The sequence below is a fragment of the Kitasatospora sp. NPDC018058 genome, assembly GCF_044327205.1.
Classification (GTDB): domain Bacteria; phylum Actinomycetota; class Actinomycetes; order Streptomycetales; family Streptomycetaceae; genus Kitasatospora.
In genome coordinates this window covers 31,156-56,123 of sequence record NZ_JBIRFA010000003.1, presented here as the reverse complement: position 1 = coordinate 56,123, position 24,968 = coordinate 31,156, and the positions used below count along the sequence as shown (strand labels likewise).

The following is a 24,968-nucleotide window of genomic DNA, read 5'->3' as shown; positions in this document are numbered from 1 at the left end:
CGCCCCGGGGGGCCCGGGGGGGGGGGGGCGGGGGGGCGGGCGGGGGGGGGGGGGGGGGCCCCCCCCCGGGGGGGGGGGGCCCCGGGGGGGGGGGGGGGGGCGGGGGGGGGGCCCCCCCCCCCACTCCCCGGGAGACACCGCGTCAGAGCTCGGTCCGGCGGCGCCGGATGACCACCACGAGATCGACGGCGGCGAACAGGGTGAGCAGGCCGAGGGCCACGGCGAAGCCGGTGAGGGTGCCCCGGCTGGGGGCGCCGTCGACGGGCGAGAAGGCCGCCCAGACGGCGAAGCCCGCGGTGGCCAGCGCGAACAGCGGGGTGAAGGTGAGCGAAAGCAGGTACCGGAGCTTGAGGTCGCTGCGGGCGGTGGCCGGCTCGGTGCCGCTGCGCCACCGCCGCGGGGTGGTGGTGCCCATGGCGGATCACCTCCGGGCCGCGCGGGTGGGGGCTACGATTCCAGCGTACGTCCGAGGGGGCGAGCCGGGGGAGGCACGATGACGGGGTCGGACACCGTGGGGGCGGGTGCGATGGGGGAGGACGCCGAGGGGTACGCGGGGCTGCGGATCGAGCGGGCCCGGGAGCTGGCCCGGCGGCACGGCTGGGCCTCGGTCCGGGTACTGGAGCCGGAGCAGATGATCACCATGGAGTACCGGCAGGGGCGGCTCAACCTCTTGGTGCGGGACGGTGTGGTCGAGCGCAGCTGGGAGGGGTAGCACTCCTGTCCGGCAGGGCGCGCGGGCCGGGCTCAGCGTGCGAACCGGCGGTGCAGACGCTGCTCGGCGGCGGCGACCAGCGGTTCCAGCAGCGGCAGCGAGAGCAGCACCAGCAGTCCGGCGGCCCAGCCGGCCAGGACGTCGGTGACCCAGTGGGTGCCCAGGTAGATCGTGGTCAGGCCGATCGAGCAGGCGGTGGCGGCGGCGATCACCGCGCCGGTGCGCCGCCAGCGGACAGCGAGGTAGGCGAGCACGCCCCAGGTGACCACGGCGTTGGCGGTGTGGCCGGAGGGGAAGATGGTGCCGCCGGAGAACAACTCGGGTGAGCCGACGTACTGGGCGTAGTGCGGGCCGAGCCGGCCGGTGACGATCTTGACCGCGCCGACCGTGATGTTGAGCAGCAGCAGCGCGATGCCCATGACCAGCAGCGGGCGCAGCCGGCCGAGGCGGTGGGCGCGCCAGGCGAGCCAGACGAAGGCGGCGATCGCGCTGGGCCCGCGCTGCCCGGCGACCACCCAGGTGGCGAGCAGTGGCTCCAGGCTGGGCCACCGGTCGTAGGGGCGGAGCAGGCGGACCGACCAGTCGAGGTCGACCAGGCCGGTGTTGAGCAGCACACCGGCCAGCACCAGCAGGTAGACGCCGCAGGTGGCGGCGAGCAGGGCGGCCCGGCGGCGGCTCATCGGGGGCCAGCCGACCTCGCCGCCGTGGGGGGTGGCGGGCGCGGGGGCGCGGGCGGGGCCCCGGAGGTCCCGGGGGTCGGCGGTGCGGCGTTCCGGCTCCTGTCGCGGAATGCGGGCGGGGGTACTTCTGGATTGCACGGGGGTGACCTTACCCATCCGACCGGGGCCATTCCGGAGGGAATTGTCATCTTCCCGGGAAATCGACAATTGAGTCGCCCCGGGGTGGCCCGGGGAGTGATTTCCAGTATTCCGGAGTCGAATGCCAGTGTGGTCTTCGAATGATTCTCCAAAAGCCCCGGTAAAGAAAACGGAGCGGGATGCCGGTCCGGCCGGCCTCCCACTCCGTGGTCACCCTGTGTAGGTCCGGTGCTCAGTCGAGGGGGCCGCCCGCCACGTAGATCACCTGTCCGGAGACGAAGCCGGCTCCCTCGCTGGCGAGGAACGAGATGGTGTGGGCGACGTCCTCGGGCTCACCGACCCGCTGGACCGGGATCTGAGAGGCCGCAGCCCGCTTGAAGTCTTCGAAGTCCATGCCGACCCGGGCCGCGGTGGCGGCTGTCATGTCCGTGGCGATGAAACCGGGGGCGACCGCGTTGGCGGTGATGCCGAACTTGCCCAGCTCAATGGCCAAAGTCTTGGTGAAGCCCTGCAGGCCGGCCTTGGCGGCGGAGTAGTTGGCCTGGCCGCGGTTGCCCTGGGCCGACGAAGAGGACAGGTTGACGATGCGGCCGAATCCGGCGTCGACCATGTGCTTCTGCACCGCGCGGGTCATCAGGAAGGCGCCGCGCAGGTGGACGTTCATGACCGTGTCCCAGTCGGACTCCGACATCTTGAAGAGGAGGTTGTCGCGGAGCACGCCGGCGTTGTTGACCAGCACGACCGGCGCGCCGAGCTCGGCGACCACGCGGTCGACGGCGGCCTGGACCTGCTCGGCGTCCGAGACGTCGGCGCCGACGGCCAGTGCCCGGCCGCCCGCGGCGGTGATGAGGTCGACGGTGTCCTTGCCGGCGGTCTCGTCCAGGTCCAGCACGGCGACCGCGTAGCCGTCGGCGGCCAGCCGGACGGCGGTGGCGGCGCCCAGGCCGCGGGCGGCGCCGGTGACGACGGCGACCCGGGGGGCGGTGCTCTGCTCGGTCATGCTCGCTCTCGTCTCTCTCGGGGATGCCTCCGGGGGAGTGCCCCCGGAGAGGGTGCCCACACCCTACCGGCGGGTAGGGGAGGCGGCCAGGGCGGAGAGGCGCAGGTGACGGTCGGTAAGGACCGACCGGTCGGCTTTCTGCTGAGAACGGGTTACCGCAAGGGCTCGGCGGCGCGTAAATATGCCAATGTTGCCGAACCTGCGTCTACTATCCGCCCCTGCCTGCCAGCGAGGGCCCGCCGTTTGTATAGTGTCCGCCAGCAGCCACCGGCTGCACGGCTGGAGCGCCCTCCCTCATAGCTGGACGCCCACTCGCCGTTACTGCCCCACCCGGGTGTCCCACACACACCGGGTGTGACATCGGGACGGATACATGGTGCTGGGGGAGATCCCGACAACCCGCGTGTCCGCGCGACTGCAGCAGTCGCCCGGACACCTGATTCGCGTTGCGCAGCAGGTTCACACCCGGCTGTGGTCCGAGCACGTCGGAGCCGATCTCACGGCTCCGCAGTTCGCGGTCCTGCTGGTGCTCGCCCTGGAACCGGGCGCGGACCAGCGCACGGTGGGCGAGCGTGCCTCGCTCGACAAGGCCACGATGGCGGAGATGGTCGCGCGGCTGGTCCGCCGCGGCCTCGTGCTGCGAAGGCGCGACCCGGCCGACGGTCGGCGCAAGCTGCTCGCGCTCTCGCAGAGCGGTGCCCAGGCGGTGCGCGAGGCCACCGGTGGTGTGGTCCGCGTGCAGCGGGTGCTGTTCGAGCCGCTCACTCCGGACGAGCAGATCGAGATCGTCCGGGTGATGGCCAAGATAGCCAGGCTGGAGCCCGCCGCGGTCGCCGTCTTCACGGACGCGCGGCCGATACTGGACGCCCAGCGGGCGATCGGTTACCTGATCAGGGTCGGCCAGCAGGTGCACACCAAGCTCTGGTCGGAGCACGTCGGCGCGGAGCTGACGGCCCCGCAGTACGCCGTGCTGGACGCGCTGGAGCTGGAGCCGGGCGCGGACCAGCGTACGGTCGGCGAGCTGGCCTCGCTGGACAAGGCCACGATGGCCGAGATGGTCAGCCGACTGGTGCGCCGCGGTCTGGTGCAGCGCCGGCGCGACCCCTCGGACGGTCGCCGCAACCTGCTCTCGCTCTCACCGGCGGGCCAGGACCTGCTGCACCGCTCGGCTGCCGGGGTGGCCGAGGTTCAGCGGCTGCTGCTCGCACCGCTGGCGGAGGAGGAGCACGAGGCCGCGCTCACGCTCATCGCCAAGGCCGCCAGGCTCTAGGCAAAGCCTCTGTAACTCCAGCCAAAACGATTCGCCAACACACCGAAGACCCGTGGCTTTTCGCGTGGTGAATCACGGCATGCCGAAGTGCCGCCCGTCCCTGGCCGGGGCGGGCGGTTCTTCGACGTGACTGGCGGTCAGCCAGTGATCGCCCTGACGGGGCGCGGCGCCGTGGGTGCCGGCGCCCCCGGGGCGGGCGTCAGTTCCAGTCGAACCCCTGCGGGTCCGGGCCGATCCGCTTGCCGGTGGCCACGGCGGCGATCGCCGCGAGGTCCTCGGCGTCGAGCTCGAAGCCGGTGACGTCCAGGTTCTCCCGGATGCGGGACGGGGTGACGGACTTCGGGATGGCGATCACGCCGCTCTGGAGGTGCCAGCGCAGTACCACCTGGGCGACCGTGCGGCCGTGCTTCTCGGCGATCTTCACCAGTGCCGGCTCGGCCAGCAGCTCACCGCCCTGGCCCAGCGGGCTCCACGCCTCGGTGGCGATGCCGTGCTGGGCGTGGAAGGCGCGCAGCTCCTCCTGCGGGAAGTACGGGTGCAGCTCGACCTGGTTCAGCACCGGGACGATCGAGGCCTCGTCCAGCACCCGGGTCAGCTGCTCGGTGCCGAAGTTGGAGACGCCGATCGACTTGACCCGGCCGTCCGCCTTCAGCTGCTCCAGGGCCTTCCAGACGTTCAGGTAGCTGCCGTGCATCGGGCGCGGCCAATGGATCAGGTACAGGTCGATGTAGTCGAGGCCGAGCTTGGCCAGCGAGGCGTCGAACTCGCGCAGCACCGCGTCCCGGCCCTGCTCGCCCGACCAGTCACGTGTGCCCGAGTTCCAGAGCTTGGTGGTGATGTAGAGGTCCTCGCGGGCGACGCCGCCCGCCAGGGCCTCGGCGATCGCCGCGCCGGTGCCGGCCTCGTTCTCGTAGATCGCCGCGGTGTCGATGGAGCGGTAGCCCGCCTCGATCGCGGTGCGGACGGCGGCGGTGGCCTCGCTGTCCGGGACCTGCCACACGCCGAAGCCGAGCTGCGGGATGGTAGCGCCGTCGTTCAGGGTGACGCTGGGGATGTTGCTCACGGGAAGGGATGCCCTCCTGGTCGTCCGCTGGTTCCAGTGGGGGCAACTGGTGCCCCGACATGATTGTTCCCGCCGTCCGGGCGAATCTTTGGCGAAGCTTTACGGCGGCGTGGCGTACTCCTCGGGCCGTCGGTGGCGGCCCGCGGCCGTCCGGGGTGGGGTACCGGGGCCGGGGCGGCGAAAAACCTGTTGCGTGGATCACATCGGGCTTGGCAGGCTCGCTGGCATGACCTCCTGAGATCCGGGCGCTTCGTGCCCAACCCTCGTCCGTCCGGCCCCTCCCTCCGGACGTGTGGACGTTGCCGCGCCGCTGTGCCGCGCGTCCTTCGCCCGTCCCGTCGTGTCCGTGCCCGTGGGCCCTCTCGGCCCTCCGCGCGCGCTCGCGGCCTCGCACCCTCGCACCCCCGTACCTCCGCGCCTTCCGTATCGGAGTGTCATGCCGCTCACCCCCCTGCCGTTGGCCGACCCCGGCAGTCCCGACCTGTCCTCACCCCTGGCCTTCCTGCGCTGGCTGCAACGCGCCCAGCGGCGCGGGCAGGTGCGAGCCACCTGCTGGGCGCTGGTGGAGATGGGCGCCCAGGCCGCGTTGCCGATACCGCTCGGGCGCGGCGTGCAGGCCGCCGTCGACGGCGACGCCGCCGGGATCTGGCAGGCCGGCGCGCTCGCGCTGCTGCTGGCCGCGACCGCCTCGCTCGGCACCGTGCTGTTGCACCGGCAGGCGGTCTGGAACTGGATCCACGCCGCCTGCCACGTACGGCAGTTGGTCGCCGGGCAGGCCTCCCGCCTGGGAGCCGGGCTGTCCCGACGGATCGCCACCGGTGAGGTGGTCGCGGTCGGCAGTGGGGACGTCGAGCGGATCGGCTGGTACGTCGAGCTGGTCGCCCGGGTCCGGGCCGCGGTGATCGTCTGGTTGGCCGTCAGCTCGGTGGTGCTGGTGGTCGAACCGGTGCTCGGGATCGGGGTGCTGCTCGGCGTCCCGGTGCTGGCCGCCTCGGTCTGGCCGCTGATCGGGCCGTTCGAGCGGCGCTACGAGAGGCAGCGCGCGCTCGGTGGCAAGGCCACCGAGCTGGCCGCCGACACGGTGGCCGGGCTGCGGGTGCTGCGCGGCATCGGCGGCGAGGAGCTGTTCCTGGAGCGGTACCGGGCGGCCTCCCAGAAGGTCCGGGCGGCCGCGGTGCGCTCGGCCCGGGTCTGGTCGCTGATGCAGGCCCAACAGGTCCTGCTGCCAGGCCTGTTCGTGGTCGGGGTGACCTGGTACGGCGCCCGGTTGGCGGCCTCCGGCGAGCTCGCCGTGGGCACTCTGATCGCGGTGTACGGCGCGACCGCCTTCCTGGCCGCGCCGCTGCGGATCCTCGGTGAGGCGGCGCACGCCTGGAGCGTCGCCCGGGTCTCCGCCGGGCGGGCCGTGCGGGTGCTCTCGCTCAGCCGGACCAGTGGAGCGGCCGAGGCCGCGCTGGCCCGGCCCGGCAAGTCCGACCTGCACGACCCGGCGACCGGGTTGACCGCCCGGGCCGGCGAGCTGACCGCGGTGGTCTGCGGGGACCCGGACTTCGCCGGGGCGCTCGCCGAGCGGCTCGGCGGGCACGTCCCGCTGGCCGAGGGCGAGGAGCCGCTTCCCTACGTCCGCCTCGGCGGCACCGAGTTGGACGCGGTGCCGCTGGCCGAGGCCCGGGCGGCGGTGCTGGTCCACGACAAGGAGCCGGTGCTGCTCTCCGGCACCCTCGCCGAGCTGTTGGACATCCCGTCCTCGGGCCGGGTTCCGGCGGCCGAGGCGCTGGCCGCGGCCCGCTGCGAGGACGTGCTGGAGGCGCTGGCGGACGGCTCGCCGGACTGCGGGGGCGACGCGATGCTCGCCCGCGTCACCGAGCGCGGGCGCTCGCTCTCGGGTGGCCAGCGCCAGCGGCTGGCCCTGGCCCGCGCGCTGCTGGCGGACCCGCCGGTCCTGGTGCTGGACGAGCCGACCAGCGCGGTGGACGCCCACACCGAGTCCCGGATCGCCACCGGGCTGCGGGAGACCCGGGCGGGGCGCACCACCGTGGTGTTCGCGACCAGCCCGCTGCTGCTCGACCAGGCGGACCGGGTGGTGCTGTTGCAAGGCGGCCGGGTGGTCGCGGCCGGGCGGCACCGCGAGCTGATGCGCACCGAGCCGGCGTACCGGGCCGTGGTCACCCGGGACGAGGAGAGCGCCCCGGTCCCGCCCCGAGTCGCAGGGCGCGCCGGTGCCGAGAGCGAGGGGCGGCAGGCGACCGACGAAAGAGGGAGCGCCGGTGCGAAGGGCGTCGGCACCGGACCGGAAGCGCCCGGAGACGAGCGGGCGAGTCACGGAGCCGATGTGACCGCCCGCGTCGACTGCCCGGTACCGCACGTGAGGAGTACGCCATGAAACCCCCCGTCCATCAGGAGCAGGGGCCGGCCACCACCCTGCCGGTCGGCTCCCCGGCCGCCGTGCGCGGGTACCTGCGGCTGCTCGCGGAGCGGCACCGGGGCGGGTTCGCCGGGGTGGTGGCGCTGCACTCGGTGGCCACCCTGGCCGGACTGGTCGGGCCCTGGGTGCTCGGCAGCCTGGTCGAGTCGCTGGTCACCGGCACGGCCGGGGCCACCATCGCGGTGGCGGTCGGCTGGTACCTGCTGGCGCTGGTGGTGCAGTCCGCGTTCACCGGCTGGTCGCGGATGCGCGGCGCCGTCCTGGGCGAACGCGTGCTGGCCGACCTGCGGGAGGACTTCCTGGTCCGCTCGGTCGCGCTGCCCACCGGCGTGCTGGAGCGGGCCGGCACCGGGGACCTGGTCTCCCGGGGCACCACCGACATCGACCGGCTGGACAAGTCGGTGCGCGAGGCCGTGCCCGAACTCGCCGTCGCCGTCGTGTCGTTGCTGCTGGTGCTCGGCGCCCTGCTGGTCACCTCGCCCTTGCTCGCGCTGACCTCGCTGGTCGGACTGCCGCTGCTGCTGGTCAGCTCCCGCTGGTACTTCCGGCGTGCGCCGCAGTCCTACCGCAACGAGTCGGCCGGGTACGCCGCGGTGAGCAACGTGCTGGCCGAGACGGTGGACGCCGGGCGGACGGTCGAGGCGCTGCGGCTGGGCGAGCAGCGGGTCCGGCTGACCGACCGCAAGCTGAGCGAGTGGCTGGCCTGGGAGCGGTACACCCTGTGGCTGCGCTCGGTCTGGTTCCCGACCATCGACGCGGTCTACACCGCGGCGGTGCTGGCCACCCTGGTGGTCGGCGGGCTGTTCACCCTCCAGGGCTGGCTCACCGTCGGCCAGCTGACCACCGGTGTGCTGTACGCGCAGATGCTCACCGGCCCGGTGGACCTGATCCTGCGCTGGTACGACGAGCTGCAGATCGGGCAGGCCTCGCTGGCCAGGCTGGTCGGCGTGCACGAGGTGCCGGAGCACGAGGGGGACGAGTCCGTCCAGCCGGACGGCCGGAGGGTCGAGGCCCGGGACGTCCGCTTCGGCTACCGCGAGGGCGCCGACGTCCTGCACGGGATCAGCCTGGACGTCGCCCCGGGCAGCCGGGTCGCGCTGGTCGGTCCGTCCGGGGCGGGCAAGTCCACCCTCGGGCGGCTGCTGGCCGGGATCTACGCGCCCGGCCGGGGCAGCGTCACTCTGGGCGGGGCGGCGCTGTCCCGGATGCCGGCCGAGCGGGTGCGCGCCCAGGTCGCGTTGGTCAACCAGGAGCACCACGTGTTCGTCGGCACCCTGCGGGACAACCTGCGGCTGGCCGCACCCGAGGCGGACGACACCGAACTGCGGGCCGCGCTGGACGCGGTGGATGCCGGGGCCTGGGTGGACGCCCTGCCGGAGGGGCTGGACACCGAGGTCGGCTCCGGCGGCAGCTCGCTGACCCCGCCGCAGGCCCAGCAACTGGCCCTGGCCCGGCTGGTGTTGGCCGATCCGCACACCCTGGTGCTGGACGAGGCCACCTCGCTGCTGGACCCGCGCGCCGCCCGGCACCTGGAGCGTTCGCTCTCCCGGGTACTGGAGGGGCGGACGGTCATCGCCATCGCGCACCGGCTGCACACCGCGCACGACGCGGACGTGATCGCGGTGGTCGAGGGCGGTCGGATCAGCGAGTACGGCAGCCACCCGGAACTGGTCGCGGCCGGCGGCCCGTACGCGGCGCTCTGGCGCTCCTGGCGGGACGAGCGGTAGCGGCCGGAGGAGTCGACGCCCCAGGAGACCGGTAAACCCGCACGGGGTCGGATTGCCCCGTGCGGGTTACTCCCTCACCCGTAAGGGCGCGTAACCGGGCAAATCACCGTCCAGGACAGCAGACTGCTCCGGTGACCAAGATTTCAGACGGCTCGTCCCGCTCCCGGCGCAGCGAGATCGGCGGGATCCCCACGCGGTACATCGGGATCGGCGTCATCGTGATCCTCGCGGTGTGGTTCCTGTTCGCCAACCTCGACAAGGTCGAGATCCAGTTCTGGGTGTTCACCGTCACCGCGCCGCTCTGGATCGCACTGCTGGCCACGTTGGTCGCCGGCGCTGTGCTGGGCTGGTTGATGAAGGGGCGGCGCGGCCGGTGACCACCGCCCCCGGGCCGGCCCCGACCGGCGCCTCGGCCTTCACGCCGTTGATCGAGATGCGCGAGGTCAACAAGCACTTCGGGGACCTGCACGTGCTGCAGGACATCGAGCTGACGGTCGGCCGCGGCGAGGTCGTCGTGGTGATCGGCCCGTCCGGCTCCGGCAAGTCCACGCTCTGCCGGGCGATCAACCGGCTGGAGCCGATCGAGGGCGGCACCATCCTGATCGACGGCCAGCCGCTGCCCGAGGAGGGCAAGGGCCTGGCCAAGCTGCGCGCCGAGGTCGGCATGGTGTTCCAGTCCTTCAACCTGTTCGCGCACAAGACCGTGCTGCAGAACGTCTCACTCGCCCAGATCAAGGTCCGCGGCCGCCCCAAGGCCGAGGCGGACGCCAAGTCCCGCTCACTGCTGGAGCGGGTCGGCCTCGCGGCGCACGCCGACAAGTACCCGGCCCAGCTGTCCGGAGGCCAGCAGCAGCGCGTGGCGATCGCCCGCGCGCTGGCGATGGAGCCCAAGGCGCTGCTGTTCGACGAGCCGACCTCGGCGCTCGACCCCGAGATGATCAACGAGGTGCTGGACGTCATGCGCCAACTCGCCAGCGAGGGCATGACGATGGTGGTGGTCACTCACGAGATGGGCTTCGCCCGGGCCTCCGCGAACCGGGTGGTGTTCATGGCCGACGGCCGGATCGTCGAGGACCGCGCCCCGGAGGAGTTCTTCAGCGCCCCCGAGAGCGAGCGCGCCCGGGACTTCCTGTCCAAGATCCTGAAGCACTGAGGCGGCGCCGTGACCCGTAAGAGGACGCCCGTCGCGCGGGCGCGCCACCGAGTGCTCGCCGCCGTCCTGCTGCTCACCGCGCTGGTGGCCGGCTGCGGCAAACCCGGCACCCCGCCGCCCAAGGGCCCGCAGCCCAGCGCGCTGCCCAGCTACCAGGTGCAGGACGCCTCCTCGATCGCCGGCTCGCCGACCCTGGACGCCGCCCGCAGCCGGGGCTACCTGGTGGTCGGCGTCAAGGAGGACCAGCCGTACCTGGGCCAGAAGAACCCGGCCACCGGCGTGTACTCCGGCTTCGACATCGAGATCGCCAAGATGCTCGGTGCCTCCCTCGGCTTCGGACCGGACAAGATCCAGTTCAAGACCATCGCCTCGGCCAACCGCGAGACCGCGCTGCAGAACGGCCAGGTGGACTACTACGTCGGCACGTACACCATCAACGACAACCGGAAGAAGCTGGTGGGCTTCGCCGGGCCGTACTTCGTCGCCGGACAGTCGCTGCTGGTGCGCAAGAACGACAACAGCATCCACGGGCCGCAGGACCTCGACGGCAAGAAGGTCTGCTCGGCGGCCGGCTCGACCCCGTACCAGCGGATCCAGTCGCAGTTCCCCAAGGCGCACCTGATCGGCTACGACACCTACTCGGCCTGCGTGGACAATCTGATCACCGGCCAGGTCGACGCCGTCACCACGGACAACGCGATCCTGCTGGGCTACGCGGCCAAGGTGCCGGACGAGCTCAAGGTGGTCGGCCCGCTGTTCTCGACCGAGCCGTACGGGATCGGGACGCCGAAGAACGACACCGTGCTGCGCATGGCGCTGAACGACGCACTGGCCCACCACGAGCAGAACGGCGACTGGAAGAAGGCCTTCGACGCGACCCTCGGCCTGTCCGGGGAGCCCGCGCCCGCCCCGCCGCCGATCAACCGGTACTGAGAGGGCCGCCCTGTGAAAACGCTGATCGACAACTGGTCGACCTACTGGGAGGGCTTCCTCGGCACGCTCGCGCTGTTCGTGGTGAGCGCCGTGCTGTCGTTGGTGCTGGGTGTGCTGGTCGCGGGCTTCCGGGTCTCGCCGGTGAGGCCGCTGCGGGTGTTCGGGACGGTCTGGGTGACGGTGCTGCGCAACACGCCGCTGACCCTGCTGTTCTTCATCGTGGTGCTGGGCCTGCCCCGGTTCAACATCATCCTGCCCTTCTACACCTTCGCGGTGCTGGCGCTCGGCTGCTACACCTCGGCCTTCGTCTGTGAGGCGATGCGCTCAGGCATCAACACCGTGCCGTCCGGGCAGGGCGAGGCGGCCCGCAGCCTGGGTATGAGCTTCGGGCAGACGATGAGCCTGGTGGTGCTGCCGCAGGCGTACCGCTCGGTGGTGGCGCCGATCGGCAGTGTGATGATCGCGCTGGCGAAGAACACGGCGATCGCCGGCTCCTTCAGCGTCACCGAACTGCTGGGCACCTACCGGACCATCAACGAGCTGGGCTACAGCATCGTCTGGACCTTCGTATGGATCGCCGTCGGCTACCTGATCATCACCCTGGCCATCAGCGCCGTCTTCAACCTGCTGGAGCGACGAGTGGCGGTGTCCCGATGACCGTTGAATCCTCGGCGCTGTACGACATCCCCGGCCCGAAGGCGTTGGCCCGGCACCGACTGTACGGCGGGATCGCGCTGGTGGTGATCGCGGCGCTGATCGGCTGGGTCGTCTACATGCTCTTCCACACCGGCCAGTTCACCTACGCCAAATGGGAGCCCTTCGAGTACCGCGGCGTGCAGGAGCTGCTGCTGCGGGGGCTGGGCAACACCCTGAAGGCCTTCGGCTGGACGGCGCTGTTCGCGCTGCCCTTCGGCGCGCTGTTCGCGGTCGGACGGCTGTCCGACCACCGGGTGGTGCGCTGGTTCGCCACGCTGGTGGTGGAGTTCTTCCGGGCCATGCCGGTGCTGGTGATGATCTTCTTCGTCTTCGTCGCGCTCAAGGCGCAGCCGCTCTGGGCACTGGTCGCCGGGCTGGTGCTCTACAACGGCTCGGTGCTGGCCGAGGTGTTCCGGGCCGGTGTGCTCGCGGTGCCCAAGGGGCAGCGCGAGGCGGCGTACGCACTGGGCATGCGCAAGACCCAGGTGATGGCGTACGTGCTGGTGCCGCAGGCCAACCGGGCGATGCTGCCGGCCATCATCAGCCAGCTGGTGGTCGCCCTCAAGGACACCTCGCTCGGGTTCCTGATCACCTACGAGGAGTTCCTGCACGCGGGCAAGCTGATCGCCACCAACCTGGACTACGACCTGCCGTTCATCCCGGTGGTGATGGTGATCGCGCCGATCTACATCGGCATGTGTCTGCTGCTGTCCTGGCTTGCCCGCTGGGTCGAGCGGCGCAGCCGGCGCAGCCCGAGCATGCGCGGCGGGGCGCCGGTGGTGAAGGCCGAGGTCGCGATGGGGTTGCCGCCCTCGGTGCAGTGAGCCCGCAGTGGTGGGAGGCTTGGTTCGGGACTGAACCATAGGTGCGGGTGAGGCCTGGGTCGATACCTCCAAATTCCTCTTATGATTGCGGGGAAGGCGACGACGACCGGGCGGAGGGGCCATGGAGCCGGTGTTCGACTCACGGCACATCAGGACGTTCCACGAGGTGGTCCGGGCCGGTTCGTACTCGGCCGCGGCCCGGGAACTCGGCTACACCCAGCCCGCCATCACCCAGCAGATGAAGGCGCTCGAACGCAGCGTCGGCGTTCCGCTGTTCACCCGCGCCGGGCGCGGTCTGCGGCTCACCGAGGCGGGCGAGGCGCTCTCCCGGCACGCGGAGCTGATCCTCGGCAGCCTCTCCGCCGCCCAGCAGCAGCTCGCCGCGCTCGCCCGGCTGCGCGCCGGGCGGGTGCGGGTCTGCGCCTTCCCCAGCGCCAACGCCACCCTGATACCCGAGGCGATGGCCCGGCTGCTCGCCGAGCACCCCGGCGTCCGGGTCGAACTGCTGGAGGCCGAGCCGCCGGACTCCGTCCAGCGGCTGCTGCGTGGCGAGTGCGACATCGCGCTGGCCTTCCGGTATCCGGGCGGGGCGACCGAGGTGCCGGACGGCCTGGACGAGATCCCGTTGATGGAGGACCTGCTCACCGTGCTGCTGCCGGTCGGGCACCCGCTCGGCCGCCGACACGCCGTACGGCTCGCCGACCTGGACGGCGAGCGCTGGATCGCCGGCTGTCCGCGCTGTCGGGCCAACCTGCTGCACGTCTGCGCGGAGGAGGGCTTCGCGCCGGACATCGTGTTCTCCACCGACGACAACCTCGCGGTGCAGAGCCTGGTCGCCGCCGGGGTCGGGATCGCGCTGATGCCCGCGCTGGTGCTCTCCTTCATGTGCCACCGAAAGGTCACCGGGCGGGCCGTCGAACCCCACCTGCGCCGGCAGGTGAGCGCGTATGTGCTGAGCGAGCACCGGCGGATCCCGGCCACCGGGCTGGTGCTGGACCACCTGCGGCAGGCGGCGGCGAGCCGGGTCGGGTGCTGACCCATAAGCACTAGTGGAGGGATCGCTTAAGAACCCTCCTTGGACGTGATAGGTCGGTAGGTCCGAACCTGCTGACATGACACCCCCAGCCACGGTCGGCACTGACCGGCTCACCGAGCGGATGACCGCGCTGATCAGTGAGATCCGCGCCGTCGTGGACCGCGGACTCCCCCCGGAGCTCACCGCCTACCTGGTCGGCGAGCGCCTCGCCCCGCACCTGCTCGCCGACCCCGACGGGCCGGACGCGCTGCTCACCCCCGCCCAGCGCGAGGGCGACCCGCAGTGCTACCGCCAGCACGTCGTGCACGCCGAGGAGGACGGCGGCTTCTCCGTCGTCGCCCTGGTCTGGCTGCCCGGGCAGCAGACCCCGATCCACGACCACGTCTCCTGGTGCGTGGCCGGCGTCCACCAGGGCCAGGAGAGCGAGACCCGCTACCGACTGGTCTCCGACGGGCGCAGCGCGCGGCTGGTCGAGACCGAGCACGTGGCGGGCCCGGCCGGGACGGTCGCCGCCTTCGCCCCGCCCGGCGACATCCACCTGGTCCGCAACTCCTGTAGCAGCACGGCGATCTCCATCCACGTGTACGGCGCCGATATCTCGCGGCTCGGCACCAGCATCCGGCGGGTCTACCGGCTCCCCGCCGACCAGGAGCGGTGAGCGGCGGCGTGGCACTGACCCTCCGGGAGCGGGCCACCCGCACCCGTTCACTTCCCCCGCTCGGCGGGGACGCCCCCGGCCTGCTGCTCGCCGCGGTCGGCGTGGCGGCCGCCCTGGGCGTCCACGCGGTCGTCCCCGCCGTGCCCAAGCTCACCGCCGCCGTCGTGCTCGGCATGGCGGCGGCCCACCTGCCCGGGCTGCGCACGGTGGTGCGCGGGGTCGCCCGGCCGGGACTGTCCACGGCCGGGAAGCGGCTGATGCGGCTCGGCATCGTGCTGCTCGGGCTCAAGCTCAGCCTGGACGACGTGCTCGGCCTCGGCTGGGCCACCGTCGCCATGGTGCTCACGGTGGTCGCGGCCACCTTCGCCGGCACGATGTGGCTCGGCCGCAAGCTCGGACTGCCCGGCGACCAGCCGCTGCTGGTCGCCACCGGGTACTCGATCTGCGGGGCCTCGGCGATCGGCGCGGTCAGCCAGGCGGCCGGCAGCGAGGAGGAGGACGTCGCCTCCTCGGTCGCGCTGGTCACCCTCTGCGGGACGCTGGCGATCGCCGTGCTGCCGCTGCTCCAGCACCCGCTGGGGCTCGGCGAGGTGGAGTTCGGGCGCTGGGTCGGTGCCAGCGTGCACGACGTCGGGCAGGTGGTCGCCACCGCGCAGACCGGCGGGGCGGCGGCGCTGCGCGAGGCCGTGCTGGTCAAGCTGATGCGGGTGGTGCTGCTGGCGCCGCTGGTCGCGGGCGTGGCCGTGATGGTGCGGCGCAACGCGCGCGGGGCCGCTGCGACGGGTGAGGCGAAGAGCGGCAGCCGGCCGCCGATCGTGCCGCTGTTCGTGGCCGGGTTCCTCGCGATGATCGTGCTGCGGACCATCGGAGTGCTGCCCGAGCGGGCGCTCACCCTGGCCGGCGACGCGCAGGAACTGCTGCTGGCCGCCGCGCTGTTCGGCCTCGGCAGTGCGGTGCACCTGCCGACGATGGTGCGCACGGGCGGGCGGATCGCGCTGCTCGGGCTCGGGTCGTGGGTGGTGGTCGCGGGCGTGTCGTACGCGGGGGTGCTGGTCACGACCTGACGGGCGCGGCCTTGCGGGCCGGGCCGCGCGGGCCGGGCCGCGCGGGCTGGGCTCCGCGGGCTGGGCTCCGCGGGCTGGGCTTCGCGGGCTGGGCTTCGCGGGCCTCGCTGCTCGCCGGACCCGGTGGCGGGGAGGACTCGGCTATTGTCGGGCGGATGATCGCCCGCACCGGTACGGTCCTGTTGCCGAGTACGTCGAGGAGGACGCATGACCACCGCACTGCCCGAACGGGACGGCCGCGAGGCCGTCGTCACGCTCGACCGACGGGAGGGACCGTTCGGCGAGGTGGTGCTGCGGCAGCGCGGGCGGCACTACGAGATCATCGCCAACGGCTGCTTCCTGATGGACACCGCGGACGGCCGTTCCGAGCGGCTGCTGATCCAGGCGGCACTGGACGAATTGGACCGGACGGGCGATGGGGGTGACGGCGCGGGCAGCGGCTCGAACGGGCCGTCGGTGCTGATCGGCGGGCTCGGGGTCGGATTCTCGCTCGCGTACGCGGTGGCCGAACCGCGCTGGGGGCGGATCGCGATCGTCGAGCGGGAGAACGCGATCATCGACTGGCACCGCAACGGCCCGCTCGGCGCCTTCTCCGGCGGCGCACTGGAGGACGAGCGGGTCGAGGTGCTCCACGCCGATCTGCTGGAGTACCTCGCGGCGGCCGACGGGGAGCGCTACCACGCGCTGTGCCTGGACATCGACAACGGGCCGGACTGGACCGTCACCGACTCCAACAGCGGGCTCTACGGTGCGGACGGGCTCGCGGCGCTGTGGCACCGGCTGCAGCCTGGCGGGGTGTTGGCGGTGTGGAGCGCGCAGCCCTCCCCGGCCTTCGAGGAGGCGCTGCGGGCGGCGGGCTTCTCGGATGTCGCCACCCATGAGGTCCCGGTCAGCCGGGGTGTGCCGGATGTGGTGCACCTGGCGCGACGGGCCGGCTGAGGCGAACTGGGCGGCCGGGCGCGGCCGTTGTCCGTGGGGACTGTCAACTGGCCGGAGGGTCGTGCCGGTTGGGTCCCGCCCGGGCCGGTGGTCGACTGCTAGCGTGTGTGGTTTCGGTGCACTAGTGCGGTGGTCGAGCGGGCGGTGGTGGGTGTGGTGGTGAGCGGAACGCCGTCGGAGCGGATCGCGGCCGAGCTGCGGCGGCGGATCGCGGTGGGGGAGTTGAAGCCGGGCTCCCGGGTGCCGTCGACTCGGCGGATCACCCAGGAGTGGGGGGTGGCGATGGCCACCGCGACCAAGGTGCTCAACCGGCTGCGGGAGGAGGGGCTGGTCCGGGCCGTTCCGGGGGTGGGGACTGTGGTGGCGGCTCCTGCGGCTCCTGCAGCTCGTGAGGCTCCCGCGGTTTCGGCTCCGGTGGCGGCTCCTGTCGCTCCCGCCGGTCCCGCTGTCGCTTCGGCGCCGGTTCGGGAGGCCGGGCGGGCGGCTGGTGGGCCGGGTGCGTCGGGGGCGCGGCGGCCTCGGGGCGGGGAGCGGGAGCTGGGGCGGGAGCGGATCGTCGCGACGGCGATCCAGGTGGCCGACGAGGAGGGGCTGACGGCGCTGTCGATGCGCCGGGTCGCCACCGAACTGGGGGTCGCGACCATGTCGCTCTACCGTCATGTGCCCGGTAAGGACGAGCTGTTGCGGCTGATGATGGACACCGTCTTCGGTGAGCAGCCGCTGCCTGACCCGCCGGCGCCGGGTTGGCGGGCGGGGCTGGAGGAGGTCTCGCGGCTGCAGTGGCGGATCTACCGGCGGCACCCGTGGCTGGCGTCCACGATGTCCTTCACCCGGCCGGTGCTCGCGCCGGACGCGGCGCTGCACACCGAACGGGCGATGGCCGCGCTGGCCGGGCTGGGGCTGACCTGGGAGGAGATGGCCCAGGCCGCAGTGACGCTGGCGGCCTACACCTGCGGGCTGGCCGTCCACTTCGAGCGGGAGGCGCAGGCCGAGCAGGACAGCGGGATGTCCGCGGACGAGTGGATGGACCGGCTGGGCGACGAGGACCACGACCAGCTGATGTCCGATCCGGAGCGCTTCCCGATGTTCGACGCGCTGAACCGGGGGCCGGAGATCGACCTGAGCCTGGACGCGCTGTTCGATTTCGGGATGGTGCGGATGTTGGACGGGGTGGCGGCGCTGATCGAGGCGCGCGGGGGAGGGGTGGTGGATGGTGGGAGCGGTGGCGGGGGTCGAAACGAGTAACAGCTGACAACTAACGGATTTCAGCGAACAACATCTGAAATCTGTTAGTTGTCAGCTGTCGTCTGTCAGCCGTCAGCCGTCGTTCCCCGTCCGTCAGCCGAACGGCCGGTGCTCCGGCTGTGCGTCGGCCTCGTCCTTCGCCTCCGGTTCCTGCGTGGGCTCGTTGGAGAAGCCCATCATGCCGAAGGGGTCGAAGTCCGGCGGCGGGATCAGCACCGGGGTGGCCTTGCCCGGACCAGACTCCGCCGCGTTCGCCGCCGGGGTGTCCGCTGCGGGCGCTGCCTGGGCCGGGATGATCGGCGGCGCCGAGGGCGGCGGCGGGACGGCCGGGCCCTGGGCGGCGACGGTGGTGCCGAACGGGTCGCTCTTCTGCTCGGAGGCGATCGTCGTGCCGAAGGGGTCGGGAGCCGCAGCACCCCCGACAGGCTGCGCGGCCGGTTCCTGCGTGGGCTCGTTGGAGAAGCCCATCATGCCGAAGGGGTCGAAGTCCGGCGGCGGGATCAGCACCGGCGTGCCCTTCGGCAGCTCGTCGTCCACCGCGACGGCCCCGGCCTCGGCGGTCGGCTCCGCCGCCTCCGGCGCGAAGGGGTTGAAGTCCGCGGGCGGGATGCGCACCGGAGTGCCACGCAGGTGCACCGGCTTCTCCGCCGGCTCCTCCGCCACGGGGGCGGCAGTCGGCGGAGCGGCCGGAACGGCGGGCGCCGACACCGGCACGGCCGGGGCAATCGGGACGGCCGGGGCAACCGGCGCGGACGCGGCCGCAGCCGCCTCGCCGTCCCAGCCGAACCGGATGCTCTTCAGCAGCTCCGCGAACGCCTCCGTGTACAGCTCCCAGTCCTCCGGCCGCGCCGTGGACAGCTGGGCACACAGCACCGATCCGCCGCCCGGCAGCGGGACGAAGGCCTGGACGACCGAGGTGACCACCCAGCGCCGCTGCCCGTCGGCGGCCAGCGGTCCGGGCACCGGGACGGTCCGCCCCTCGACCAGGACGGCGGCCGGTCCGGCCGGCAGCAGCACCGTCCACACCTCGGCGTGCCGCCGGACGGTGGCCAGCTCGGTGGCGAGCTCGCTGATCGGCAGCGGGTGCCGGGCGAGCGAGACGACCAGGGAGGCGTCCGAGCGGCGTCCGTCCGACTCCAGCGCGCACACGCCCGCGTAGCAGACGCCCGCGTCCTGGATCAGGTCGGTCAGGGTCGCGGAGATCACCGCGAAGTCGCGGCGCGGCTCCGGGCCGGTGGCGCTGAACAGCTCCTCGGCCACCTCGGCCAGGTGCTCGGTCAGTTCGGCGGCCGCCGCCGCGGCGGCCCGATCGGCGCCGTCGCCGCCGTCCGGAAGCGCGGGCACCGTACGGGCGGAGACCCCGGCGGGCCCGCCGGGGGAGGTCAGCGGGTGGAAGCCAGGCGGGACGACCAGTCGGACCTCGGTGCCCGCGCCGGTGGCCAGTTCGACCGGCTGCCGGGTCTGCTGCCCGGCCGCGAGCGCGGCCAGCGCCGGGGCGAACGGCGGGCGCAGCTTGGCGTCGGCGAACTCACCGGTGACCGGCAGCTGGAACAGCGCGGCCGAGGTGGTGCCCCGGTCCGCGATGGCGCCGCGCACCGCTCCGCCGCCGTAGCGGTTCTGCAGCGCGGTGGTCACCCGGTCGGCGACCGGGACGCCGGTGCCCGGGCGGGCGGTTCCGACGGTGATCACCGTGCCGAGCCGGTCGAGGGCCTCGTACACCGGCCCGTTGGGGGCCAGCGGCAGGCCGAACAGCGCCTCGGCGGCGGGGTGCCCGGCCGTCCGCAGGGCGCTCAGCGAGGCCGCCGGGTGGCGCGAGGTGTGCTCGTCGAAGAGGGCGTCGGTGAGTGTGCCGAGGGTCGCGCAGACCTGCTCGGCCGCCGCGAAGGGGTTGGCCTCCGCGCTGAACTGGACGTCCTGGGTCAACTGGTGAGCCCCCCGCTCTGCTCCGTCTGCCGTCGGTGGTTTCGGGTGGGACCGGGCCCGCCCGGGCGGCGTGCCGTCAGATCCCCGCCCATTCCTATCAGAGCCCACCGTCGTCGCCGAACCGCAGGATCACCCGATGATCATTCGTCGGAGGCCGCGGCCCAGCCCTCGGTGGCCTGCGCGGACGGTTCGTCCACGGGCGCGGAGGCCGGTCCGCCGGTGGCCGGTCCGTCGGTGGCCGGTGCTTCAGTGGTCGGTGCTCCGGTGGTCAGCGCGGTGACGGCGTCGAGGATGCCGGGGACGGCGAACAGCCCGGCGAGGTCCTGGACCAGGCGCCCGGTCGGCCCGTCGGGGCGCTCGTCTGTGAAGAAGGAGGACAGTTCGGCGGCGAGGGCCGGCTCCCGGGCGGCGGTGAGGGTGAGCGAGGCGACGAACTCCTGCACCAGGTGCAGCTGCAGCTCCTCCAGCGGCACCGAGCGCTCGGCCAACCACTCCAACGAGGTGATCTCGGCGTTGGCGATCCAGGCCCGGACGGTCAGCCGCAGCCCGGGGCTCGGTGCCGGGATCGCCAGGTGGGCGAGGATCTGGTCGTGCGCGGCCCGGCGCACGTCGTCGATCACCGCCGAGGTGCCCGCGCTGGCCGCCACCGAGCCGCCCCGCAGCAGCGCGGCGAAGCCCGGCCCGTGGCTCTGCACGAAGTCCAGGTAGCGGCCCATCACCCGGTACAGCCGCTCGGACAGCGGCCCCTCCATCGGCTCCTCGAAGCGCGCCGAAAGCTCCCGCCCGGCCCGCCGCAGCGAGGCCTCGTACAGCGCCTGCTTGCCCGGGAAGTAGTGGTACACCAGCGGCCGGGAGGCGCCCGCGGCGGCGGCGATGTCGTCGATCGACACCTCCTCCGGCGGGCGCCGGCTGAACAGCTCCAGTGCCACGGCGATCAGCTGCTCCCGCCGCTCGTCCACGCTCAGCCGGCGGCGCGGCCGCTCACCCGCCGCCGCCCGGCCGGATGCTGCGGCGGCGGTCCGTGCTGTGCGGTCGGCCGTCGGCGACGGCGTACGGGAGGCCATGCGCGTCAGCCTATCCGGCGGCGGCCCGGGGGCCCATGCGGCCTGGGCGGCCGGTCTACCCGGCCCGGAGCTCCAGGTAGCGGCGGTAGGCCTCGCGGCCGTCGGTGACGAAGGTGTCGCGGGCGAGGCGCTCCGCCAGTTCCTCGGGGGTGAGCCAGGCGTGCCAGGCGACCTCGGACTCCTGCGGGGAGACCGGGCCGCTCCACTCGGCCTCGTACATGTCGCACCACCAGGAGAGCTTGCCGCCGTCGGGCTCCCGGAAGAGGAACTTGAACAGCGGGCGCGGGGTGATGCCGCGGACGCCGAGCTCCTCCTCTGCCTCGCGGACGGCGGCCTCGGCGTAGGTCTCGCCGGAGCCGACCACGCCGCCGACCCACATGTCGTACGCGCCGGGGGCGAACAGCTTGGTGTCGGTGCGGCGGTGGACGAAGATCCGGCCGGCCGGGTCGCGGACCATGATGAAGACGCAGCGGTGGGTCAGCCCCTGGCGGTACACCTCCCCGCGCAGGGCGGTCCCGATCACCCGGTCGTGCTCGTCGACGATGTCCAGCAGTTCTTCGGCAGGGTTGGTCATGTCCGACAGGTTAGGGTTTCCGGGCCCGCTTCGAACGCGGGATCGAGGAATCGGATGGCGGCGAACGACCTGAGGGCGGCACGCGGTGGTGGAGATCTGGGGCGGGACGGCCGAGGGGTTCGAGCCCGTACGGGCGGCCTTCGCGCGGAACTTCGTCGAGTACGGCGAGCTCGGCGCGGCCTTCGCGCTGTACGTGCGTGGCCGCAAGGTGGTCGACCTGTGGGGCGGCGATGCCCGGCCCGAGGTCGGCGGGCGGCCCGCGCCAGCGGTGCCGTGGACGGCGGACACCGCCCAGGTGCTGCGCTCGGTCACCAAGGGCCTGACCGCGACCACCGCGCTGCTGCTGGCCGAGCGGGGCCTGCTCGACCTGGACGCGCCGACGGCCTCGTACTGGCCGGAGTTCGCGGCGCAGGGCAAGGGCGACGTGCCGGTGCGCTGGCTGCTGTCGCACCAGGTCGGGGTGCCCGCGTTGGACGTGCCGCTGCGCCTGGAGGACGTGCTGACCTGGGAGCGCGCGGCCGCCGCCGTGGCCGCGCAGGCGCCCGCCTGGGAGCCCGGCACCGCGCACGGCTACCACCCGTACACCTTCGGCTGGCTGGTCGGCGAGGTGGTGCGGCGGGTGAGCGGTCGGACGATCGGACAGTACTTCGCCGAGGAGGTCGCCCGGCCGCTCGGGCTGGACCTGTGGATCGGGCTGCCGGCCGGAGCCGCGCCCCGGGTCGGCAAGCTGGTGGACCTGCCCGCCCCGGAGGCGGCCCGGACCGGCCCGAGCGGGCTGCGGCTGCGGCCCAAGCAGTCCGTCCGGGACGCCTACCAGGACCCGACCTCGCTGACCGCCCGCTCCTTCGCCTCGGTGCGCCCCGGGGTGGACCTCAACGACCCGGCGGTGCAGGCCGCCGAGATCCCCGGCGCGGGCGGCATCGGCACCGCCCGTTCACTGGCCCGGTTCTACGCGGCGCTGATCGGCGCGGCCGACCGACCGGACGGCTCCGGCGCGCTGCTGCCTCCGCTGCTCGGCCCGGAGGTGCTGGCCCACGCGGTCGGGCCGACGGTGAACGGCCCGGACCGGGTGCTGATCGTCAACTCCACCTTCGGCCTGGGCTTCTGGCGGCACGGCCCGACCGCGCCGATGGCCTCCCCGGCGAGCTTCGGCCACCCCGGCCGGGGCGGTTCGCTGGGCTTCGCCGACCCGGACCTCGGGCTGGGTTTCGGGTACGTCACCAACAGCATGCAGCCGGGCGTGACGGGGGACGTGCGTTCGCGCAACCTGATCCGCGCGGTGCGGGGGTGCCTGGGGCTCTCCTGAGGGCGGTCGGCTACGCCTGGCCGGTCTCGAAGCGGCTGATCTTCCCGCCGTCGACGGTGAAGCGCCAGGCGGTGCGCATCTCACCCCAGGTCTCGTTGGTGAAGTTGGCGACCAGGGCGTGGCCCCCGCTCGCCTCGCTCTGGACGTCCATCCGGCCGTTCGGGCCGAAGATCTCCCGGTCGACCCAGTCCGCCAGACTGCGCTCCGACCCGTCGTCGGACATGGTCGCGTCCGGGGCGAGCAGGGCGAAGAAGGCGTCGCGGTCGCCCGCGTTGACCGCGGTGACGAAGGCGCGGACAGCGGGGTCGGTGAGCTTGGCGGGGGCGATGGTCATCGGCCGGGACTCCCAACGGGGATGAGCGGACTGGGGAGTCCTGTCTACGGCGTTCGCGCGGGGCGTCCGGGCATGTCGGCGGCGCGTCGGCAAAATCGGGGGATTCTTGTGCTTGGATCCCGGAACAGGCGATTTGCCGGCCAAGCCCGCCACGGGGAGTGGCGGTGGAGCGGGAGGCCCGGCCCGGGCTTCCCGCTCCACTCCTGTCCAGGGGCGGCCTAGAAGAAGCCGACCGCGTCGGGGGAGTAGCTGACCAGCAGGTTCTTGGTCTGCTGGTAGTGCTCCAGCAGCGCCTTGTGGTTCTCCCGGCCGATACCGGAGTTCTTGTAGCCGCCGAAGGCCGCGTGGGCCGGGTAGGCGTGGTAGCAGTTCGTCCAGACCCGGCCCGCCTGGATGGCGCGTCCGGCCCGGTGGGCGGTGTTGATGTCGCGGGTCCACACGCCCGCGCCGAGCCCGTACTGGGTGTCGTTGGCGAGCGTGACGGCCTCGTCGAAGCCGTCGAAGCGGGTGACCGAGACGACCGGGCCGAAGATCTCCTCCTGGAAGACCCGCATGCTGTTGACGCCCTCGAAGACCGTCGGCGTCACGTAGTACCCGCCGGCCAGCGAGCCGCCGAGGTCGGCCCGCTCGCCGCCGACCAGGACCTTGGCGCCCTCGGCCTGGCCGATCTCGAAGTAGGAGAGGATCTTCTTCAGCTGTTCGACGCTGGCCTGCGCGCCGATCTGGGTGTCGGTGTCCAGCGGGTTGCCCTGGCGCATCGTGCGCACCCGCTCCAGGCCGTCGCCGAGCAGTCGCTCGTAGACCGAGGACTCGATCAGCGCGCGGCTGGGGCAGGTGCAGACCTCGCCCTGGTTGAGGGCGAACATCGCGAAGCCCTCGACGGCCTTGTCGTAGAAGGCGTCGTCGGCAGCGGCGACGTCCGCGAAGAACAGGTTGGGGCTCTTGCCGCCGAGCTCCAGGGTGACCGGGATCAGGTTGTCGGCGGCGGCGCGGGAGATCAGCCGGCCGGTGCCGGTCTCGCCGGTGAAGGCGAGCTTGCGCACCCGCTTGCTGGCGGCCAGCGGGGCGCCGGCCTCCTCGCCGAAACCGGTGACGATGTTGACCACGCCGGGCGGCAGGAGGTCGGCGGTCAGCTCGGCCAGCAGCAGCACCGAGGCCGGGGTCTGCTCGGCGGGCTTGAGCACCACCGCGTTGCCGGCCGCCAGTGCCGGGGCCAGCTTCCACACCGCCATGAGGATCGGGAAGTTCCACGGGATGATCTGGCCGATCACGCCCAGCGGCTCGTGGAAGTGGTACGCCACGGTGTCCTCGTCCAGCTGGGAGAGGGTGCCCTCCTGGGCCCGCAGCGCACCGGCGAAGTAGCGCAGGTGGTCGACGGCGAGCGGGAGGTCGGCGGCCAGCGTCTCGCGCACCGGCTTGCCGTTCTCCCAGCTCTCCGCGACGGCCAGCTGCTCCAGGTTGGCCTCCATCCGGTCGGCCATCCGCAGCAGCACCTGCGCCCGGTCGGCGGCGGAGGTGCGGCCCCAGGCCGGCGCGGCGGCGTGGGCCGCGTCCAGGGCTGCCTCGATGTCCTCGGCGGTGCCGCGGGCCACCTCGGTGAACACCTCGCCGGTGACCGGGGTCGGGTCGCCGAAGTACTCGCCGCGCACCGGGGGCGTCCAGGCGCCGTTGATCCAGTGCTCGTACCGGGAGCGGTAGGCGACGATGCTGCCGGGCGCGCCGGGGGGCTGGTAGACCGTCATCTGATACCTCCGAGTGATCACTTGGCGTGATGATCTGGTTGCGTCCGGCCGGAGCGGGAACCAAGCCCCGGCCCCACCTGCCGCCGGGCCGGCGGGAAGTCGGGTCCGTGGAGCCGATGTACGACCGATGGGCGGCGCGCCGCCCCTCTGCCGGCAACCCCGGGTCGGCGACCGGCCGTGAAGCGGAAGGTCCCACCCGAGAGGGTTGGACTTCTCCGGGTTCGACCGGAGGGGGACGTCAAGCTCTGTGTCTCCTCGCGACGTCGGGCGCCGCCCGATCGTGGCCGGGGTGGCGTGCCGGACCTCCCCTCCGGGGGGGGGGGGGCGGTCCGGCCGGAGCGTGTGGAGTGCCCGTACGGGTCGGGCGCCCCGCCGGGGGCGTCCACCGTGAGCACGATAGCCGCCGAACGCGGGCGCGGCTACGGTCTGTTCGCTCGCATCATACGGAGGGTGTGCGTTCCG

At 73.1% G+C, this 24,968-nt stretch carries 25 protein-coding genes; 15 read left to right on the top strand and 10 right to left on the bottom strand.

The features are described 5' to 3' along the window. Positions 1-142: 142 nt before the first annotated feature. On the bottom strand, positions 143-415 hold the full coding sequence (locus ACH4E7_RS05175; RefSeq protein ID WP_396247619.1) for a DUF6343 family protein: 273 nt from the start codon (positions 413-415) through the stop codon (positions 143-145). Between the two features lie 78 nt (positions 416-493). Here ACH4E7_RS05175 and ACH4E7_RS05170 point away from each other — a divergent pair, with 78 nt between their 5' ends. Further along, positions 494-712: an I78 family peptidase inhibitor gene (locus tag ACH4E7_RS05170; RefSeq protein ID WP_396247618.1), complete on the top strand. Its 219-nt coding sequence runs from the start codon at positions 494-496 to the stop codon at positions 710-712. Positions 713-744: 32 nt separating this feature from the next. On the opposite strand, the gene ACH4E7_RS05165 is transcribed toward ACH4E7_RS05170, so the two are convergent. Both ACH4E7_RS05165 and fabG read right to left on the bottom strand, forming a co-directional pair. Next, the gene (locus ACH4E7_RS05165) at positions 745-1,530 is read right to left on the bottom strand and encodes a phosphatase PAP2 family protein (protein WP_396247617.1); all 786 of its coding nucleotides are present in this window, start codon (positions 1,528-1,530) and stop codon (positions 745-747) included. Positions 1,531-1,762: 232 nt separating this feature from the next. Beyond that, positions 1,763-2,530: a 3-oxoacyl-ACP reductase FabG gene (gene fabG / locus ACH4E7_RS05160; protein WP_396247616.1), complete on the bottom strand. Its 768-nt coding sequence runs from the start codon at positions 2,528-2,530 to the stop codon at positions 1,763-1,765. A 403-nt stretch (positions 2,531-2,933) separates the two neighbouring features. Between fabG and ACH4E7_RS05155 the strand changes: the two genes are divergently transcribed. Beyond that, the gene (locus ACH4E7_RS05155; RefSeq protein WP_396247615.1) at positions 2,934-3,800 is read left to right on the top strand and encodes a MarR family winged helix-turn-helix transcriptional regulator; all 867 of its coding nucleotides are present in this window, start codon (positions 2,934-2,936) and stop codon (positions 3,798-3,800) included. A gap of 199 nt (positions 3,801-3,999) precedes the next feature. Here ACH4E7_RS05155 and ACH4E7_RS05150 read toward each other — a convergent pair whose 3' ends face one another. Further along, a complete protein-coding gene (locus ACH4E7_RS05150; protein WP_355670563.1) occupies positions 4,000-4,863 on the bottom strand; it encodes an aldo/keto reductase in 864 nt (287 codons plus the stop codon). Between the two features lie 436 nt (positions 4,864-5,299). On the opposite strand from ACH4E7_RS05150, the gene ACH4E7_RS05145 reads away from it, so the two are divergent. The 11 genes from ACH4E7_RS05145 to ACH4E7_RS05095 all read left to right on the top strand — a co-directional run bounded on the left by ACH4E7_RS05145 (position 5,300) and on the right by ACH4E7_RS05095 (position 16,318). Then, positions 5,300-7,246: an ABC transporter transmembrane domain-containing protein gene (locus ACH4E7_RS05145; protein WP_396247614.1), complete on the top strand. Its 1,947-nt coding sequence runs from the start codon at positions 5,300-5,302 to the stop codon at positions 7,244-7,246. Next, complete coding sequence (locus ACH4E7_RS05140) at positions 7,243-9,015, top strand: ABC transporter ATP-binding protein (protein ID WP_396247613.1); 1,773 nt, start codon at positions 7,243-7,245, stop codon at positions 9,013-9,015. The genes ACH4E7_RS05145 and ACH4E7_RS05140 overlap by 4 nt, the downstream gene beginning before the upstream one ends. A 131-nt stretch (positions 9,016-9,146) precedes the next feature. Further along, a complete protein-coding gene (locus ACH4E7_RS05135; RefSeq protein ID WP_396247612.1) occupies positions 9,147-9,392 on the top strand; it encodes a lipopolysaccharide assembly protein LapA domain-containing protein in 246 nt (81 codons plus the stop codon). A 47-nt stretch (positions 9,393-9,439) separates the two neighbouring features. Then, positions 9,440-10,168: an amino acid ABC transporter ATP-binding protein gene (locus ACH4E7_RS05130; protein ID WP_396247884.1), complete on the top strand. Its 729-nt coding sequence runs from the start codon at positions 9,440-9,442 to the stop codon at positions 10,166-10,168. A gap of 9 nt (positions 10,169-10,177) precedes the next feature. Beyond that, positions 10,178-11,101, top strand: coding sequence for a glutamate ABC transporter substrate-binding protein (locus ACH4E7_RS05125; protein WP_396247611.1), 924 nt, complete (start codon positions 10,178-10,180; stop codon positions 11,099-11,101). 12 nt (positions 11,102-11,113) lie between these two features. Further along, positions 11,114-11,758: an amino acid ABC transporter permease gene (locus ACH4E7_RS05120; RefSeq protein WP_396247610.1), complete on the top strand. Its 645-nt coding sequence runs from the start codon at positions 11,114-11,116 to the stop codon at positions 11,756-11,758. Further along, positions 11,755-12,621 carry an amino acid ABC transporter permease gene (locus ACH4E7_RS05115; RefSeq protein ID WP_396247609.1) on the top strand — a complete coding sequence of 289 codons (867 nt, stop codon included), beginning with the start codon at positions 11,755-11,757 and terminating at the stop codon, positions 12,619-12,621. The genes ACH4E7_RS05120 and ACH4E7_RS05115 overlap by 4 nt, the downstream gene beginning before the upstream one ends. Positions 12,622-12,751: 130 nt before the next feature. Next, positions 12,752-13,657, top strand: coding sequence for a LysR family transcriptional regulator (locus ACH4E7_RS05110; RefSeq protein WP_355670711.1), 906 nt, complete (start codon positions 12,752-12,754; stop codon positions 13,655-13,657). A gap of 76 nt (positions 13,658-13,733) precedes the next feature. After that, the gene (locus ACH4E7_RS05105; RefSeq protein WP_396247607.1) at positions 13,734-14,315 is read left to right on the top strand and encodes a cysteine dioxygenase; all 582 of its coding nucleotides are present in this window, start codon (positions 13,734-13,736) and stop codon (positions 14,313-14,315) included. A 14-nt stretch (positions 14,316-14,329) separates the two neighbouring features. Then, positions 14,330-15,379, top strand: coding sequence for a YeiH family protein (locus tag ACH4E7_RS05100; RefSeq protein ID WP_396247883.1), 1,050 nt, complete (start codon positions 14,330-14,332; stop codon positions 15,377-15,379). Positions 15,380-15,586: 207 nt separating this feature from the next. After that, positions 15,587-16,318, top strand: coding sequence for a spermidine synthase (locus ACH4E7_RS05095; RefSeq protein WP_396247606.1), 732 nt, complete (start codon positions 15,587-15,589; stop codon positions 16,316-16,318). Between the two features lie 98 nt (positions 16,319-16,416). Here the strand turns inward: ACH4E7_RS05095 and ACH4E7_RS05090 are convergent, their stop codons facing one another. Then, the gene (locus ACH4E7_RS05090) at positions 16,417-16,626 is read right to left on the bottom strand and encodes a hypothetical protein (protein WP_396247903.1); all 210 of its coding nucleotides are present in this window, start codon (positions 16,624-16,626) and stop codon (positions 16,417-16,419) included. On the opposite strand from ACH4E7_RS05090, the gene ACH4E7_RS05085 reads away from it, so the two are divergent. Next, positions 16,532-17,563: a TetR/AcrR family transcriptional regulator C-terminal domain-containing protein gene (locus ACH4E7_RS05085; RefSeq protein ID WP_396247882.1), complete on the top strand. Its 1,032-nt coding sequence runs from the start codon at positions 16,532-16,534 to the stop codon at positions 17,561-17,563. The genes ACH4E7_RS05090 and ACH4E7_RS05085 overlap by 95 nt on opposite strands. Before the next feature lie 93 nt (positions 17,564-17,656). On the opposite strand, the gene ACH4E7_RS05080 is transcribed toward ACH4E7_RS05085, so the two are convergent. The 3 genes from ACH4E7_RS05080 to ACH4E7_RS05070 form a co-directional block, all read right to left on the bottom strand. Beyond that, entirely contained in the window at positions 17,657-19,486 is a 1,830-nt protein-coding gene (locus ACH4E7_RS05080) for a hypothetical protein (protein WP_396247605.1), read from the bottom strand. A 140-nt stretch (positions 19,487-19,626) separates the two neighbouring features. Further along, positions 19,627-20,550, bottom strand: coding sequence for a TetR/AcrR family transcriptional regulator (locus ACH4E7_RS05075; RefSeq protein ID WP_396247604.1), 924 nt, complete (start codon positions 20,548-20,550; stop codon positions 19,627-19,629). A 55-nt stretch (positions 20,551-20,605) separates the two neighbouring features. After that, a complete protein-coding gene (locus tag ACH4E7_RS05070; RefSeq protein ID WP_396247603.1) occupies positions 20,606-21,124 on the bottom strand; it encodes an NUDIX hydrolase in 519 nt (172 codons plus the stop codon). A gap of 85 nt (positions 21,125-21,209) precedes the next feature. Here ACH4E7_RS05070 and ACH4E7_RS05065 point away from each other — a divergent pair, with 85 nt between their 5' ends. Next, a complete protein-coding gene (locus tag ACH4E7_RS05065) occupies positions 21,210-22,430 on the top strand; it encodes a serine hydrolase domain-containing protein (protein ID WP_396247602.1) in 1,221 nt (406 codons plus the stop codon). 10 nt (positions 22,431-22,440) lie between these two features. Here the strand turns inward: ACH4E7_RS05065 and ACH4E7_RS05060 are convergent, their stop codons facing one another. After that, entirely contained in the window at positions 22,441-22,764 is a 324-nt protein-coding gene (locus ACH4E7_RS05060; protein WP_396247601.1) for a nuclear transport factor 2 family protein, read from the bottom strand. A gap of 218 nt (positions 22,765-22,982) precedes the next feature. Beyond that, positions 22,983-24,506 carry an aldehyde dehydrogenase family protein gene (locus tag ACH4E7_RS05055; RefSeq protein WP_396247600.1) on the bottom strand — a complete coding sequence of 508 codons (1,524 nt, stop codon included), beginning with the start codon at positions 24,504-24,506 and terminating at the stop codon, positions 22,983-22,985. Between the last annotated feature and the right edge of the window lie 462 nt (positions 24,507-24,968).